Consider the following 15,529-nt stretch of genomic DNA (forward strand, 5'->3'; position numbering starts at 1 on the left):
CGCTTCTCCATCAATTATGCATCTGTGTGGCGGCGCACCGCGATCAGCCTTTATACAGCGCCAGCAGTTCGTCCACCTTTTTACGCGTACCGCCGTTGCTGCTGATGCTGCGTCGAACTTTGACGACCTTCAGCGAATCCGCGCCCTGATACCACTCGCGCGTTAACAGGGTATCGTGATTTGAAATCAGCACCGGCACGCGATTGCGCTTCAGCCCTTCCGCCAGCGTCGCCAGATGCTGCTGCTGGATCAGATCGAAGCTGTTGGTGTGGTACGCCGTGAAGTTAGCCGTCAGTGAAAGAGGGGCGTAGGGCGGGTCGCAATAGACCACGCTGCCCTGCTGCGCGCGCCCCATGCTTGCCTCATAGGACTCGCAAAAGAACTCGGCGTTCTGCGCGCGCTCGGCGAAATGATACAGCTCCGCTTCCGGGAAATACGGGCGCTTGTAGCGGCCAAACGGCACATTGAACTCGCCGCGCAGGTTATAACGGCACAGGCCATTGTAGCCATGCCGGTTGAGATATAAGAACAGCAGCCCGCGACGAAACGCATCACGGCTCTGATTAAACTCGGTGCGCAGCTGGTAGTAGGTTTCCGACGCGTTGGCTTCAGGCGTAAAGAGCTTGCGCGCTTCGCTTACATACTCGTCGGTACGGTGTTTTACCGTGTTATAAAGGTCGATCAGATCGCTGTTGATATCCGCGAGGATGTAGCGCTGGTAACCGGTATTAAGAAACACCGACCCGGCGCCCACGAAAGGTTCGACAAGGCAGTCTCCCTCAGGGAGATGGAGTTTTATTTCATCGAGCAGGGGGTATTTCCCCCCTGCCCATTTAAGAAAAGCGCGATTTTTTTTCATGCTGTCCGACTGGTTTACCTGCTCCCGCTGTGGAGAGAGGCTCCGACAGCATTGTGCGCTTTACTCATTGTTTCAAATCGGCCTGAACCTGGTGAATGGGTTTTGCCCACGGGTTTTTCGCCTGAACGTCCGCCGGCAGCGTGGTGACCGCGCGACGCGCTTCATCTTTACTGGCGTACACGCCGCTGACCAGCACGTACCACGGCTGACCGTTACGGGTAGTTTTATACACCACGACGTTGCTGAGATTTTCTTTCTTCGCCCACGCGTTGAGGTTATTCAGGTTCGACGAGCTGCTCAGCTGCAGGGTGTAATGGTTGCCCGGCGCTGACTTCAGCGCGCCGACGTTGCCAGTGGCAGTGCCTGTAGCGGCAGCGGCTTTCGGCGCGGTGCTGGCCGCCGGTGTTGCCGGTTTGGCGGCGGCGGGTTTCGTCGCAGCCGGTTTAGGCTCGCTGGCTTTCGCCGGTGCCTGCGGCTTGTTCTGCGTGGTCTCGGTCTTACGCGGCGCAGGTTCGATCACCGCGCGCTGGCGCTCACGAACCGGTGCAGCTTTAGTGCCGCTCGGTTGCTCGGTACGCGCAGCCTGACGCGCCGGTTCGCTACCGTGAATGGGCGCGACGGTGGCGGGTTCGGTAGGCAGCGTGGAACCTGAAGCGACGTTATCGATCTGACCCTGCTGCTGGGTAAGCGCGGTGTTCAAATCGCCAGGAACTTCAACGCGACGCTGATTATCCGGGGTAGCGGGTGCCTGGCCTTCGGTTGGGGTAGCGGCCACGGGCGGCACCGAGATATCCTGCGGCGCAGCCGGATTCTCTGCGGACGTCGTGCCCGGCTGCGGCTGTGCGCCGTTGGCCTGGTTCGCCGCCGTCTCGCCGGTGCCACCGGAGAGATCGATACTACGTTCAACCGGCTGATTATCAGCCGTCGCCTTATCGGTAGATGGGGTATTGAGGGCGGAACCAATGCCGAAAATGAGCAGCAGCAGTACCAGAATGCCCAGGCCCATCATCAGATGCTGGCGCGAAACAGGGCCTTTAGCCGGTGCAGCTTTGCTTTTACGACGACGAGGACGAGGACGCGTTACCGCCTCGTCATCCGGCGTCTGAGCGAGGTCATATTCATCGGCAGCGCGTTCATCACGCGCGCGACGCGACCGGGACGGACGGCGATCGTCGCCATCGACGTCCAGATCGTCGAAATTGATTTGCGGCTCGTTATCGCCTGCAGATTTACGGCCACGGGCAGGACGATCGCTGGGATCGGGTTTCAGCTCGTCTTCTGGTTTGAACTCATCCATTTAACACCCCACTCAAAGGCTCTGCCGGTCTCGCGACGCTGCGCATTACCCAAAGTTAAAAATCGCCCAACGACGGCGACCAGACCTTCTAATAATATGACCCGTTAACGCTTAACGTGGCAGAACGCGCTGAATTTACGTGAAACGTAACCCGCGCGTCGCCACAGCATGTTCCGGATTACGCAGGCTGACAATCAGCAATCGCGCTTAACACGACATCATGCGGTACACCGCCGCGCACTTCGCTTTTCCCGATGCCCAGCGGCAGCACCAGACGCAGCTCACCGCCCAGCACTTTTTTATCGCGCATCATATGCGGCAGATAGGTATCGGGCGTCATGCTTTGTGGCCCAACAACTGGCAGCCCTGCACGCGTCAGCAGCGTGGTGATACGGGTAATGTCCTGCTCGTCGAACTGACCGAGACGCTGTGCAGTACGCGCGGCCATCACCATTCCCGCAGCAACCGCTTCGCCATGCAGCCAGTTACCGTAGCCCATGTGCGCTTCGATTGCATGCCCGAAAGTATGCCCGAGGTTCAGCAGCGCGCGCAGACCGGATTCGCGCTCGTCGGCAGCCACCACTTCGGCTTTAATTTCACAGCAGCGGCGAATGCAGTACGCCATCGCCGCGCCGTCTAAGGCCAGCAGCGCATCCAGGTTTTCTTCAAGCCAGCTAAAGAACGCGCCATCAAGAATGATGCCGTACTTAATCACTTCGGCAAGGCCGGAGGCCAGTTCACGTGCGGGAAGGGTTTTCAGGCACTCCAGATCCACCACCACGGACGCGGGCTGATAAAACGCACCGATCATGTTTTTACCGAGGGGATGGTTGACGGCCGTTTTACCGCCGACAGAGGAGTCCACCTGCGAAAGCAGCGTGGTAGGAACCTGAATGAAACGAACGCCGCGCTGGTAGCTCGCCGCAGCGAAACCGGTGAGATCGCCGATAACCCCGCCGCCTAATGCAATAAGCGTGGTGTCACGGGCATGCGGTTTTTCCAGCAGCGCGGTAAAAACGGTATCCAGAACAGAGAGGCTTTTAAACTGCTCTCCGTCTGGAAGAATGACCTGATCCACTTTCACACCCGCCGCTTCAAGCACCTGACGCACTTTCGCCAGATACACCGGCGCCAGTGTTTCATTGGTGACCAGCATCGTCTGATCACCTGCTTTCAACGGCCAGAAAGAAGCCGGATCGTTGAACAATCCGGCGGCGATGGTGATTGGGTAACTACGTTCCCCGAGAGTGACGGTAATCCTCTCCATGACGCGAAGCCCACCTTCTTTTACTTATACCCGCAGGCGAGTGTGTGAGTAAGCCAGAATCAGTTGTTTTCCAGCATATGAATAATCTGGTTTGCGACCACTTTAGCGCTCTGGTCGTCAGTACGAACGGTGACGTCCGCTATTTCTTCATACAGTGGGTTACGCTCGTTCGCCAGTGCTTCAAGCACTTCACGCGGCGGCGTCTCTACCTGCAGCAGCGGACGTTTTTTATCACGTTGCGTACGCGCCAGCTGCTTCTCGATAGTGGTTTCGAGATAGACCACAACGCCACGGGCGGAGAGTCGGTTACGGGTTTCGCGCGATTTAACTGAACCGCCGCCGGTAGCCAGAACAATACCCTGCTTTTCCGTCAGCTCATTGATCACTTTTTCTTCGCGATCGCGGAAACCTTCTTCGCCTTCTACATCGAAGACCCAGCCCACATCAGCTCCGGTTCGTTTCTCAATCTCTTGATCAGAATCGTAAAATTCCATATTCAGTTGTTGAGCTAACTGACGCCCAATAGTGCTTTTGCCGGCACCCATAGGCCCAACCAGAAAGATATTGCGTTTCTCTGCCATTTTTTTGGTACTACTAAGACAATTCGTTGATGATAAACCCGCTTTGCATATACCCGGCGCAGCAGGACATGAACTGAAACCTCATAAGCGATAGTGCGAGAGTCAGACTGAAAATTATCTCAGTACTCAAGCGGGTTTGGCAACCGAATAAATTACCGCGCCTGACGCGCAGGAAAGAAAAGGCTTTTCACGGAAGTGCCGCTCGAACAGACGCTCAAATCGGTACTCCTTGTATGATAATTCCTTCCGCGCGTCAAACTTCGGAGCCAGGTTTATGACAAAAAACAGGGGTTTCACCAGCGAAAGTCATTTTATGGCAAGTAACCGCGGCGTAATAAAAACGACTAATTCACGCCTTTCGTTATCTTTCCCGTCGTGCCGAAACAGCCCTCCCAGCAAGGGAATTTGACCCAGCAGCGGAACACGATCGCTACCGTTTTTATGCTTTTGTTGAAAGATGCCGCCCAGGGCGATGGTTTCACCGTTTTTTACCTCAACGATGGTTTCAATTTCTTGTTTATCAATAGCAAGCACCTCTCCTTCCGCCTGCTTGAGTACCTGTCCCGGCATATTCTGGCTGAGACGCAATTTCAGACGAATTCGCCCCTCCGTCTGGATAACCGGTGTGACCTCCATGCCCAGCACCGCTTCTTTGAATTCGATTGAGGTCGCGCCACTTTCGCCGCTCGATACCTGATAGGGAATTTCACTCCCCTGTTTGATGCTGGCCGGCTGCTGATGCGAAGCAAGCAAGCGCGGGCTGGCAATAATATCTACCTGCTGGCGCTGCTCCAGCGCCGAAAGCTCCACTGCCAGCGTGCGCCCGTCGACGCGTCCGATACTAAAACCAAGCCGGCTGCTGGCGTCAGCAACACTGACATCCGCAGCCACAGAAAGATGGCCGGCATCGGCCTCGCCGTTTCCCCACTTCACACCCAGCTCTCTCAGGCTTTGCTGGTTCATGGTGACGATATGGGCAAGTAGCTCCACCTGCCCGAGTGGCGTGTCCATCTCGTCAACCACCTTGCTAAGCCGCTCGATCGCTGCCCGGGTATCGCGCACCAGCAGGCTGTTGGTGCGCTTATCTGCAACCAGCGATCCCTGTGGGCTGAGCAGTTTCAGGCCCGATGTCAGGCTGGCCACCAGCTCCGACGCCTCGGCATATTTCAATGGCATAGTGGCATTCACCAGCGGTGACTGCTGCTGCGTGGCCTCGCGCTTCGCGGCCTGCTCCGCCAGCCAGCCGCCGGGGTAAACCCGCAGCACTTCACCATCACGGCGCGAATAGAGGCCGGCGCTGTCAATCACCGTGCGAAACGCCTGGCTCCAGGGCACGTCAGTCAGCTGCAGCGAGATGTTGCCCGTGACGCCGGGCGCGATCACCAGATTACGTTGCTCACTTGCGGCCAGCGCCTGCAGTACCTGCACCGCCGGCACGTCGTCTACCGTCAGCGAGACGTGATTTTCCTGGCGACTTTGCGCGCTCAGCGGCAGCCACAGTAGCGACAGTAATAAGAGGATTCCCTTCATGTGTTTTCTCCTGAAACATCCAGCGTAGTGTGCCGGGCAGACAGCGCTGCTGCGCCGTTGCCGCGACCTCGTGATGCGTTACCCCGGTAATACGCAGCCCTTCAGCCAGCGCGTCACCTGCCCGCACGCGCCGCCACGTGCCATCGGCCCCCTGTAAAAGGGCCATCAGGCCGTGCGCATCCTTCAGACGCCCTTTGTAAGCCCACTGTGCCGCCGCGCCTGCGCGACAGTCCACGTCCGGCGCGGCAAACGGATCGCGTGCCCATGCTGACGACAGGAGCAGCAGCAGGAGCGGTGCCAGCAGATATTCAGTACGCATCGATTCGCTCCAGGCCCAGCGTCAGCCGCAGATTTCCCTCCGCCTGAGCCAGCGAAAAATGGCTCACGCCCAGCGCATACTGACTGAGTTGACCGAACAACCCGGGGATGGCCTGCCACGCAGCATCGGCAACCAGTTCGCCGCCGCTCTGCTCGCCTGGCTGCCAGCTGACAAAGCTCACCCCCAGACGCTGACAAAAGCTCAATGCCTGAAAAGATGCCGGCGGCACACTGTTCATTATCCTGGTTAGCCTTACTTCCAGGTCGTGGCGGGAGGGTAAGCGCTGCAGGCGCATTTTCAGACGGGCGTTTTCTTCAGGTCGGGAAAGGCCAGCCGGCTCGCTGTTTGCTGCCAGGCTAAGGCAAAGCCCGGCATTCGCGACACTGATAACGCCAATCACCAGACAACCGCTGGCAATGCGCGGGGCTGCCCGCAGGCTGAGCCACGTTTCAATGAACGGATGCATCGTTCACCTCCGTGGGCCAGCGCAGGGTGAATACCGCATGCCCTTGCGCATTGCGGCTGACAGCCCCGACCCGCGGCTGATGAAAACCAGGCGCTGGCCACAGGCGGGAGGAAAACGCGCTCAGCCCATCGGCATTTAGCGCATTCCCGATCGCCGTGATAGACCCCGTACTGAACTGCAGCTGCGTCAGCCAGACGCTGTCCGGTATCGTTGAGGCAAGCTGGTCGAGCCGCGTTTTCCAGCGCTGGTTTTCTGCCAGACGCGCGGCCTGGCGTTGTATCGCAGTCTCTTTGCTTTTTACTTCCGCAGCCAGAGCGCTGACGGTCCTCAGGCGCTCATCCAGCAACGGTTCCAGCGCCGTTTCGCTGTACTGCCAGTGCCGCAAAGCCTCATTTTCACTGGTCACCCGCAGGTTAAGCGCAACGGCTGGAGCAATCAGTTGCGAACCGATCAACACCACACTCCACACGCGCAGTTGTGCTTTGCGCCGTGCCGCGCGACGGGGCAGTAAATTAACAAGATGCGTCATGGCTGCATCCCTCCGGCGGCGAGGGCGATAGTGGTCAGCCAGCTCAACGGGCGAGGCGGCAACGAAGACGGCGCGCCAAACAGGCTCCAGGGGTTGAAATGCTGCGCCGCCGGAGCGGTAATGTCCGGTGGTAATTCGCACCAGGCCGTTTCATCCGCGGGTGTGCCGAGCAATGCGCAGGCCTGCTCAAAAGCGGTGACGGTAACGGCATCGGCCCATCCCCAGTGATTACCACAGGCCATAATCCATTTGCCTCCCTGCCAGCTCACCACGCCACGCAGCGGTGCACCCAGCCGGGATAGCAGCGTGCAGAGCGCGTTGGCGTCAGGGGCTACCGCTGACAGGTGCAAACCCGCCCGGCCTACGCAGTCACTCAGCCGCGCCACTTCTTCGCGCTGCGCCGCCGTCACGATAAAATGCCGCTTATCTGTCGCAAAATGGTAATCCAGCGTCAGGGCTTCCGGTGCGAGCCCGAGCTGGCGGGCGGTTGCCGCTGCGATATACCGTTCGCACTCCAGCGCGTTAAGCGGGGCGGTGGGAAAAGGCACCTGGCGGATCAGCGTGCGGTGCGCCGGAAAACCCAGCCGCACCCGGTGCCGCCAGGGCAGGGTTTTACGCCAGGTGGTTAACGTGGCAATCAGGGCATCTGGCGCGGCAACGCTGCCGTTACTGATGCACCCCGACGGAAGCGCCAGCTGCCACCAGCGCCGCAGCCGCAGTTGTCCGCCGCGAGAAACCAGCGCCAGCGCCTTTATTCCATCTTCTTGAATTTCCAGACCTATCTGCCATTGCTCGTATGTCATAATCGGCGACCTCCCTGGCGCTACGGATGAAAATTGACATATCAATGCTCCTGGCTTGCCTTTATACTACCGCGCGTTTGTTTATAAACTGCCCAGTTGAAACCAGATGGGAAATTTCCGGTGAAGTTCGTAAAGTATCTATTCATCCTTGCAGTGTGTTGCATTCTGCTGGGAGCAGGCTCGATATTCGGTCTGTACAAATATGTTGAGCCGCAGCTGCCTGACGTCGCGACGTTGAAGGACGTGCGGCTGCAGATCCCGATGCAAATCTACAGTGCGGATGGCGAACTGATCGCCCAGTACGGTGAAAAGCGCCGTATTCCGCTGACCCTCGATGAAATTCCGCCGGTGATGGTGAAAGCGTTTATCGCCACCGAAGACAGCCGCTTCTACGAGCACCACGGTGTCGATCCGGTGGGGATTTTCCGTGCCGCCAGCGTGGCGCTGTTTTCCGGTCATGCTTCGCAGGGTGCCAGTACCATCACCCAGCAGCTGGCGCGTAACTTCTTTTTGAGCCCTGAACGCACCCTGATGCGTAAAATCAAAGAGGTGTTTCTCGCGATTCGCATTGAGCAGATGATGACCAAGGACGAGATCCTTGAGCTGTATCTGAACAAGATCTATCTCGGCTATCGCTCCTATGGCGTGGGCTCTGCCGCTCAGGTTTATTTTGGCAAGGCGGTCGATCAGCTAACGCTGAGCGAAATGGCGACCATTGCGGGTCTGCCGAAAGCGCCATCGACTTACAACCCGCTCTACTCCATGGATCGTGCAGTGGCGCGTCGCAACGTAGTGCTTTCACGTATGCTGAGCGAAGGCTATATCAGCCAGGCGCAGTATGACGAAGCGCGCAACGAAGTGATTGATGCCAACTATCACGCCCCGGAAATTGCCTTCTCCGCGCCCTATCTCACCGAGATGGTGCGCCAGGATATGGTCAGCCGCTATGGCGACAAGGCGTACGAAGACGGATACCGCGTGACGACCACGATCACCCGCCGGGTGCAGTTGGGCGCGCAAACGGCGCTGCGTCAGAATGTGCTCGACTACGATATGCGTCACGGCTACCGCGGTCCGACCAATCGGCTGTGGAAAGTGGGCGAAACCCCGTGGGATAGCAAAAAGATTATCGACACGCTGAAAACCGTGCCGGGATACGGCCCGCTGTTTCCGGCAGTGGTGACGTCTGCCACCCCGTCAGAAGCAATCGCGCTGCTGGCTGATGGCTCGTCGGTCTCGCTGAAGATGGATACCGTGCGCTGGGCGCGCGCGTACCGCTCCGATACCGCCCAGGGGCCAACGCCGCGCAAGGTTACCGATGTGGTTCAGGCCGGGCACCAGATTTGGGTGCGCAAGGCCGACAACAAATGGTGGCTGGCGCAGGTGCCGGAAGTGAACTCAGCGCTGGTCTCTATCAACCCGCAAAACGGGGCGGTGATGGCGCTGGTGGGCGGTTTCGACTTCAACCACAGCAAGTTCAACCGCGCTACCCAGGCGCTGCGTCAGGTGGGATCGAACATTAAGCCCTTCCTCTACACCGCGGCGATGGATAAAGGCCTGACGCTGGCCAGTATTCTCAACGATGTGCCGATTTCCCGCTGGGATGCCGGTGCGGGTTCCGACTGGCGTCCGAAGAACTCGCCGCCGGAATACGCCGGGCCGATTCGTCTGCGTCAGGGTCTGGGCCAGTCCAAAAACGTGGTAATGGTGCGCGCCATGCGGGCAATGGGCGTCGATTACGCCGCAGAGTACCTGCAGCGCTTCGGCTTCCCGGCGCAGAACATTGTGCATACCGAATCGCTGGCGCTGGGCTCTGCCTCCTTTACGCCGTTGCAGGTGGCACGCGGCTACGCGGTGATGGCGAATGGCGGCTTCCTGATTGACCCGTACTACATCAGTAAAATCGAGAATGTTGAAGGCCAGACGCTCTTCGAAGCGCAGCCGAAAGTCGCCTGCGCCGACTGCAACATTCCGGTGATTTATGGCGATACGCCGAAATCTGACGTGCTGGAAAATAAAGACGTCGAAGACGTGGCGATTTCCCAAGAGCAGCAGAATGCAACCGTGCCGATGCCGCAGCTGGAGCAGGCTAACCGCGAACTGGTTGCCCAGAGTCCGGCTCCGCAGTATGCGCCGCATGTGATCAATACCCCGCTGGCATTCCTGATTAAGAGCGCCCTGAATACCAATATCTTTGGTGAGCCGGGCTGGATGGGCACCGGCTGGCGTGCCGGGCGCGATCTTAATCGTCATGATATCGGCGGGAAAACCGGCACCACCAACAGCTCGAAGGACGCCTGGTTCTCGGGCTATGGTCCGGGCGTCGTGACCTCGGTGTGGATTGGTTTTGACGATCACCGCCGCGATCTGGGCCGCACGTCTGCGTCTGGTGCGATTCCGAACCAGATCTCAGGTTACGAAGGCGGGGCGAAGAGCGCGCAGCCGGCGTGGGATGCGTACATGAAAGTGGCGCTGGACGGCGTGCCTGAGCAGCCGCTGACGCCGCCAGCGGGTATTGTCTCGGTTAACATCGACCGCAGTACCGGACAACTGGCGAACGGTGGTAACAGCCGGTCAGAATACTTTATCGAGGGAACGCAACCGACGCAGCATGCGGTGCGGGAGGTGGGAACCACCATCATCGATAACGGGGAAACCCAGGAGCTGTTCTGACAAAAAACGCGCCGAAAGGCGCGTTTTTATTGGTGCAGACCGCAGGCTATAACCGCCCCTCGGCGCGCAGCCATTCGCGGATAAGAAACAGCGCGCTGACGTTGCGCGCTTCGCTGAAGTCCGGGTCTTCGAGCAGATCCATCAGATGCGCCAGCGGCCAGCGCTCCTGCACCAGCGGCTCTGGCTCATCCCCTTCCAGTGATTCAGGATAGAGATCTTCTGCCAGCACGATATTCATCTTGCTGGAAAAGTAAGACGGGGCCATGGTGAGCTTTTTCAGGAACGTCAGCTGGTTCGCACCAAAGCCCACTTCCTCTTTCAGTTCGCGGTTGGCGGCGTCGTAAATGGTTTCGCCTGGATCGATAAGCCCTTTCGGGAAACCTAGCTCATAGGCTTCGATACCGACCGCATACTCGCGGATCAGCAGCAAATGATCGTCGATAATGGGCACAATCATCACGGCTTCACGGTTTGACGGGCGCATACGTTCATAAACACGTTGCTCGCCATTGCTGAAAGCCAGATCCACGGACTCCACGTTGAACAGACGCGAACGTGCAACCGTTTCGACATGCAGGATAGTGGGTTTTTGTAAGGGTTTACTCATCATGGCTGGTCTGCAGGTCATAAAAGTGATGTCATTGTGCGACATGCCGCACGCTTTCGGCAATGTTAATTGCCCCTTATTTACATACCTGTAACTTTACAAAAGCAATCATTTTGACTCGGCTAAGTCAATAGGTTGAAAATGTAATAAGAATTTGCTGATATTTCCGCTGTTCTGACTTTGCTAACATTGATTTACCGCTGGTATGCGTGACAAAACGTCCTCAAGAAAGGCTTGATACCTGCCGATAATCATTCAACTGGCTGAATGTTTTAAGGGTTGCTATCAACCACGCGTAATGAAAAAAAGATGGGTTTAATGGGGAAAGCATGAGCTCCTTGTTTATTGTAGTAGCTGCTATGCTGGCCTGTGTGGTGATTGCTGGATGGGTTATCAGGCGTAATGCGCGCCAGCGCAACAAGATACCTTATCTCCATGTGTTTGCTGGGGCATCCACACGCAGATTAACGACTGAAGAACGCGGCGCAGTAGAGTCTTATCTCGACACGCTGGCTCGCACTCTGCGGGCGCCGACACCGACTGGCGCACCCGCCGCTCCCGTGACCCTCCGACTCAACGCGCACAGCAATACCGTTTACGGCTTAACCCGTTCCATTACGCGCTACGGGCTCTCTACCGACGACTCGAATAAATGGCGTTACTACCTTGATTCGCTTGAGGTTCATCTCCCGCCTTTCTGGGAACAGTTCATCACCGATGATAACGAAGTTGAGCTGATCTGCACCGAAACGCTGCCGCTGGTGATCGCACTCAACGGCCATACGCTGCAGGACCCGCTGTACGAATCTCAGGGCTTTGCGCTGGAAAACGCTACCGGCACTCAGGCCTCTATTCGCGGCGAAGAGAGCGAGCAGATTGAGTTACTCAACATTCGCCAGGAAACCCAGGAAGAGTACGCCCTGAGCCGCCCGGATGGGATGCGCGAAGCGCTGCTGATCTGCGCCTCGTTCCTGCTGTTTTTCTTTTGTCTGATCAGCCCTGAAATCGTGCTGCCCTGGCTTGCCGGCGGCGCAATTATGCTGCTGGCTGCCGGTCTCTGGGGGCTGTACGCCCCGCCTGCGCAAACCGCGCTGCGCGAGATCCACTGCCTGCGCGGCACGCCGAAGCGCTGGGGTCTGTTCGGTGAATCAAATCAGGAGCAGATCAACAATATTTCGCTGGGCATTATCGATCTGATTTATCCGGCGCACTGGCAGCCGTGGATCCATCAGGATTTAGGCCACGAAACCGACATCGACATCTATCTGGACCGCCACGTGGTGCGCCAGGGCCGCTTCCTGTCGCTGCACGATGAGGTAAAAAACTTCCCGCTCCAGCACTGGCTGCGAAGCCTGGTGATCGCCGCCGGCGCGCTGGTGGTACTGCTGATGCTTATCGTGTGGGTGCCATTAGATATGCCACTGAAAATCACCGTCTCATGGCTGAAAGGCGCGCAGACGGTAGAGGCCACCAGCGTCGATCAGCTTGAGCAGGCGGGTATTCGCGTAGGTGATACTTTAAAAGTGAATGGCACCGGGATGTGCGACATCCGCATGCCGGGCGGCTATACCGCGCGCCAGAACTACCCGTTTATGCCCTTCGACTGTTCAAAAATCATCTGGAATGACGCTCCGCCGCTGCCGGTTCCTCAGTCGGACATCGTGACCAAAGCCGAAGCGCTCAGCGACGCCATCACCCGCCAGCTGCATCCAAGCGCCGAGGATGCGAAAGTCAATCCGGGCCTGCGCTCTGCCATTCAGCAGTCGGGCATGGTCCTGCTGGATGATTTCTCCGATATCGTGCAGAAAACCCAGGATCTGTGCTCTGCGGAAGACGAATGTGTCCGGTTGAAAAACGCGCTGGTTAACCTGGCGGGCACTAAAGACTGGAATACGCTGATCAAACGCGCCACCACCGGCCAGTTGCAGGGCACCAACGTACTGCTGCGTCAGGTGAGCGCTGAATCGCTGGATAACCTGGTGGCAACCTCTATCGCCCCGTTCGTGTCGCGCGAAACCATGCGCGCAGCCCAGGCGCTGAACAGTCCGGCTCCGGGCGGGTTTATGATTATCAGCGATGAGGGCAGCGATTTGGTCGACCAGCCGTGGCCGCCGGTGCCGCTGTATGAACATCCGGCGCAGGAGCAGTGGAAAGAGTTCCAGCGCCTGGCTGAAATGCTTATTCAGACACCGTTCCGCGCAGAAGGTATTGTCACCGGGTTGCGCACCGACGCTAACGGCACCGTACACGTCGATCTGCACAGCATCCCGGATAGCGCCGGCCTCTGGCGCTATACCGGCATCTCGCTGCTGCTGCTGGCGATGATCCTCTGCGTTATCGTTAACGGCGTGCTGGCGCTGCGCCGCTATCAGCGTAACCGGGCGCGCCTGACGGAAATTCAGCACTACTACGAAAGCTGCCTCAACCCGCGGCTTATCACTACCCCCGACTCCCGCCCGATGTTCTGATGGCTTTTGCGCGCCGGGTTTATGGTAACCTGTCGCGCACTTTCCCCTTCCGGCTGGAGTTTCCATGCATGTTGATATCGCCTGGCAGGACGTAGATACCGTTCTGCTGGATATGGACGGCACCCTGCTCGACCTCGCCTTTGACACTCACTTCTGGCAGAAACTGGTTCCGGAAACCCTGAGCGCGCACCGCGGTATCGCGCTTGAAGCGGCGCACCAGCTTATCCAGCAGGAGTATCACGCGGTGCAGCATACGCTAAACTGGTACTGTCTGGACTACTGGAGCGAGCGCCTCGGGCTGGACATTACGGCGATGACCACCGCGCAGGGGCCGTATGCGGTGATGCGCGATGACACCGTTCCGTTCCTTGATGCGCTGAAGGCCTGCGGTAAGCGACGCATTCTGCTGACGAATGCGCATCCGCATAACCTGGCCGTGAAGCTTGAGCATACCGGACTCGCTTCACACCTTGATTTATTGCTATCCACCCACACATTTGGATATCCGAAAGAAGATCAGCGGTTATGGCAGGCGGTGGCCAGCCATACCGGCCTGGATGCCAGCCGCACGCTGTTCATTGACGACAGCGAGCCGATTCTGGATGCCGCTGCCCGATTTGGTATCCGCTATTGCCTTGGCGTCACCAATCCGGATTCGGGAATGGCGGAAAAAGCCTATGTGCGCCATCCGGGGATGAACGACTACCGCCGTTTCCTCCCGGCACTGCAACCAGAGGAGTGACCATGAAAGAGAAACCCGCAACCGGGGTACGCCTCGATAAATGGCTTTGGGCGGCGCGGTTTTATAAAACGCGCGCGCTTGCTCGTGAAATGATCGAGGGCGGCAAAGTCCACTACAACGGCCAGCGCAGCAAGCCCAGTAAAGTAATGGAGCTGAATGCGACCCTCGTACTGCGCCAGGGTAACGACGAGCGCACCATTATCGTCAGGGCGATTACCGATCAGCGGCGTCCAGCCAGCGAAGCGACTGCGCTCTATGAAGAGACGCAGGAGAGCATTGAGAAGCGTGAAAAGATGGCCACGGCCCGCAAGCTCAACGCCCTGTCGATGCCGCACCCGGATCGCCGCCCGGATAAAAAAGAGCGCCGCGACCTGATTAAATTTAAGTCCGGCGACAGCGACCCGGCATAACCTAATCCGATGCCGTCCGCCTGCGATCCCGTCCACGCGGCCTGCACGATGTAACCAAAGGATGAACGCGCCGCGCTCATTCGTAAGAGAGAAAATTATGGCCCAACACGACCAACTTCACCGCTACCTGTTTGAAAACTATGCCGTTCGCGGCGAACTGGTAACGGTATCCGACACCTGGACGCAGATCCTCGAAAACCACGACTATCCGCAGCCGGTAAAAATCATTCTCGGCGAACTGCTGGTCGCGACCAGTCTGCTGACCGCCACGCTGAAGTTTGATGGCGACATCACCGTGCAGCTACAGGGTGATGGCCCGATGACGCTGGCGGTGATCAATGGCAATAACAAGCAGGAGATGCGCGGCGTTGCGCGTGTTCAGGGCGAGGTTGCCGCAGATGCCAGCCTGAAAGATCTGGTGGGCAACGGTTATCTGGTGATCACCATTACCCCGGCTGAAGGCGAACGCTATCAGGGCGTGGTCGGCCTGGAAGGCGATACCCTGGCCGCCTGCCTCGAAGACTACTTCATGCGTTCCGAACAGCTGCCGACGCGCCTGTTTATTCGCACCGGCGACATGGAAGGCAAACTGGCGGCGGGCGGGATGCTGCTGCAGGTGCTGCCGGCTCAGGATGCTCAGGCCAATGACTTTGAGCATCTGGCCACCCTGACCGAAACCATTAAAGCGGAAGAGCTGCTGACGCTGCCGGCTACCGACGTGCTGTGGCGCCTGTATCACGAAGAAGAAGTTACCCTGTACGATCCGCAGGACGTCATCTTCAAGTGCACCTGCTCGCGCGAGCGCTGTGCCGATGCGCTGAAAACCCTGCCGACGGAAGAAGTGGACAGCATCATCGCCGAAGAGGGCGAGATCGACATGCATTGCGACTACTGCGGTAGCCACTACGTGTTTAACGCGATGGACATCGCCGAAGCGCGCAACAACGCCTCTCCGGCAGACCCACAGATCCACTGATA

Annotated in this window: 15 protein-coding genes; 5 read left to right on the plus strand and 10 right to left on the minus strand. The window is 58.2% G+C overall.

Annotated features, from left to right (window positions below):
- Nucleotides 1–43 precede the first annotated feature (43 nt).
- The 9 genes from dam to pilM form a co-directional block, all read right to left on the minus strand.
- Nucleotides 44–859, minus strand: a complete 816-nt coding sequence (gene dam, locus ET34_RS0110285; protein WP_031521772.1) for an adenine-specific DNA-methyltransferase — start codon at nucleotides 857–859, stop codon at nucleotides 44–46.
- A 64-nt stretch (nucleotides 860–923) separates the two neighbouring features.
- Nucleotides 924–2,156, minus strand: coding sequence for a cell division protein DamX (gene damX, locus ET34_RS0110290; RefSeq protein WP_031521774.1), 1,233 nt, complete (start codon nucleotides 2,154–2,156; stop codon nucleotides 924–926).
- A 178-nt stretch (nucleotides 2,157–2,334) separates the two neighbouring features.
- On the minus strand, nucleotides 2,335–3,423 hold the full coding sequence (gene aroB / locus ET34_RS0110295) for a 3-dehydroquinate synthase (RefSeq protein ID WP_031521776.1): 1,089 nt from the start codon (nucleotides 3,421–3,423) through the stop codon (nucleotides 2,335–2,337).
- Nucleotides 3,424–3,482: 59 nt separating this feature from the next.
- Entirely contained in the window at nucleotides 3,483–4,004 is a 522-nt protein-coding gene (gene aroK, locus ET34_RS0110300; protein ID WP_024551072.1) for a shikimate kinase AroK, read from the minus strand.
- A 306-nt stretch (nucleotides 4,005–4,310) separates the two neighbouring features.
- Nucleotides 4,311–5,513, minus strand: coding sequence for a DNA uptake porin HofQ (hofQ, locus tag ET34_RS0110305; RefSeq protein ID WP_236633847.1), 1,203 nt, complete (start codon nucleotides 5,511–5,513; stop codon nucleotides 4,311–4,313).
- Complete coding sequence (locus ET34_RS22955) at nucleotides 5,401–5,853, minus strand: HofP DNA utilization family protein (RefSeq protein ID WP_072002008.1); 453 nt, start codon at nucleotides 5,851–5,853, stop codon at nucleotides 5,401–5,403. Before ET34_RS22955 ends, hofQ begins: the two co-directional genes overlap by 113 nt.
- Nucleotides 5,843–6,319: a HofO family protein gene (locus ET34_RS21265; protein WP_051640514.1), complete on the minus strand. Its 477-nt coding sequence runs from the start codon at nucleotides 6,317–6,319 to the stop codon at nucleotides 5,843–5,845. Before ET34_RS21265 ends, ET34_RS22955 begins: the two co-directional genes overlap by 11 nt.
- Entirely contained in the window at nucleotides 6,303–6,848 is a 546-nt protein-coding gene (locus tag ET34_RS0110320; protein ID WP_031521783.1) for a PilN domain-containing protein, read from the minus strand. The genes ET34_RS21265 and ET34_RS0110320 overlap by 17 nt, the downstream gene beginning before the upstream one ends.
- A complete protein-coding gene (gene pilM, locus ET34_RS20955; RefSeq protein WP_051640515.1) occupies nucleotides 6,845–7,651 on the minus strand; it encodes a type IV pilus biogenesis protein PilM in 807 nt (268 codons plus the stop codon). The genes ET34_RS0110320 and pilM overlap by 4 nt, the downstream gene beginning before the upstream one ends.
- A gap of 120 nt (nucleotides 7,652–7,771) precedes the next feature.
- Here pilM and mrcA point away from each other — a divergent pair, with 120 nt between their 5' ends.
- Nucleotides 7,772–10,324, plus strand: a complete 2,553-nt coding sequence (gene mrcA, locus ET34_RS0110330; RefSeq protein WP_031521788.1) for a peptidoglycan glycosyltransferase/peptidoglycan DD-transpeptidase MrcA — start codon at nucleotides 7,772–7,774, stop codon at nucleotides 10,322–10,324.
- A 46-nt stretch (nucleotides 10,325–10,370) separates the two neighbouring features.
- Here mrcA and nudE read toward each other — a convergent pair whose 3' ends face one another.
- Nucleotides 10,371–10,931, minus strand: coding sequence for an ADP compounds hydrolase NudE (gene nudE / locus ET34_RS0110335; protein ID WP_031521790.1), 561 nt, complete (start codon nucleotides 10,929–10,931; stop codon nucleotides 10,371–10,373).
- A 329-nt stretch (nucleotides 10,932–11,260) separates the two neighbouring features.
- Here nudE and ET34_RS0110340 point away from each other — a divergent pair, with 329 nt between their 5' ends.
- The 4 genes from ET34_RS0110340 to hslO all read left to right on the plus strand — a co-directional run bounded on the left by ET34_RS0110340 (nucleotide 11,261) and on the right by hslO (nucleotide 15,527).
- Entirely contained in the window at nucleotides 11,261–13,399 is a 2,139-nt protein-coding gene (locus ET34_RS0110340; RefSeq protein ID WP_031521791.1) for an intracellular growth attenuator family protein, read from the plus strand.
- Between the two features lie 64 nt (nucleotides 13,400–13,463).
- Entirely contained in the window at nucleotides 13,464–14,141 is a 678-nt protein-coding gene (yrfG, locus tag ET34_RS0110345; RefSeq protein WP_031521792.1) for a GMP/IMP nucleotidase, read from the plus strand.
- Between the two features lie 2 nt (nucleotides 14,142–14,143).
- Nucleotides 14,144–14,551: a ribosome-associated heat shock protein Hsp15 gene (hslR, locus tag ET34_RS0110350; protein WP_031521793.1), complete on the plus strand. Its 408-nt coding sequence runs from the start codon at nucleotides 14,144–14,146 to the stop codon at nucleotides 14,549–14,551.
- Between the two features lie 97 nt (nucleotides 14,552–14,648).
- Nucleotides 14,649–15,527 carry an Hsp33 family molecular chaperone HslO gene (hslO, locus tag ET34_RS0110355; RefSeq protein ID WP_031521794.1) on the plus strand — a complete coding sequence of 293 codons (879 nt, stop codon included), beginning with the start codon at nucleotides 14,649–14,651 and terminating at the stop codon, nucleotides 15,525–15,527.
- Nucleotides 15,528–15,529: the final 2 nt, after the last annotated feature.

It is taken from the genome of Siccibacter colletis (genome assembly GCF_000696575.1).
Classification (GTDB): Bacteria; Pseudomonadota; Gammaproteobacteria; order Enterobacterales; family Enterobacteriaceae; genus Siccibacter; species Siccibacter colletis.

Bases quoted from the DNA above. Each gene is read 5' to 3' on its own strand.
- dam (WP_031521772.1), bottom strand. From the start codon at position 859: ATGAAAAAAAATCGCGCTTTTCTTAAATGGGCAGGGGGGAAATACCCC.
- damX (WP_031521774.1), bottom strand. From the start codon at position 2,156: ATGGATGAGTTCAAACCAGAAGACGAGCTGAAACCCGATCCCAGCGAT.
- aroB (WP_031521776.1), bottom strand. From the start codon at position 3,423: ATGGAGAGGATTACCGTCACTCTCGGGGAACGTAGTTACCCAATCACC.
- aroK (WP_024551072.1), bottom strand. From the start codon at position 4,004: ATGGCAGAGAAACGCAATATCTTTCTGGTTGGGCCTATGGGTGCCGGC.
- ET34_RS22955 (WP_072002008.1), bottom strand. From the start codon at position 5,853: ATGCGTACTGAATATCTGCTGGCACCGCTCCTGCTGCTGCTCCTGTCG.
- ET34_RS21265 (WP_051640514.1), bottom strand. From the start codon at position 6,319: ATGCATCCGTTCATTGAAACGTGGCTCAGCCTGCGGGCAGCCCCGCGC.
- ET34_RS0110320 (WP_031521783.1), bottom strand. From the start codon at position 6,848: ATGACGCATCTTGTTAATTTACTGCCCCGTCGCGCGGCACGGCGCAAA.
- pilM (WP_051640515.1), bottom strand. From the start codon at position 7,651: ATGACATACGAGCAATGGCAGATAGGTCTGGAAATTCAAGAAGATGGA.
- nudE (WP_031521790.1), bottom strand. From the start codon at position 10,931: ATGAGTAAACCCTTACAAAAACCCACTATCCTGCATGTCGAAACGGTT.
- ET34_RS0110340 (WP_031521791.1), top strand. From the start codon at position 11,261: ATGAGCTCCTTGTTTATTGTAGTAGCTGCTATGCTGGCCTGTGTGGTG.
- yrfG (WP_031521792.1), top strand. From the start codon at position 13,464: ATGCATGTTGATATCGCCTGGCAGGACGTAGATACCGTTCTGCTGGAT.
- hslR (WP_031521793.1), top strand. From the start codon at position 14,144: ATGAAAGAGAAACCCGCAACCGGGGTACGCCTCGATAAATGGCTTTGG.
- hslO (WP_031521794.1), top strand. From the start codon at position 14,649: ATGGCCCAACACGACCAACTTCACCGCTACCTGTTTGAAAACTATGCC.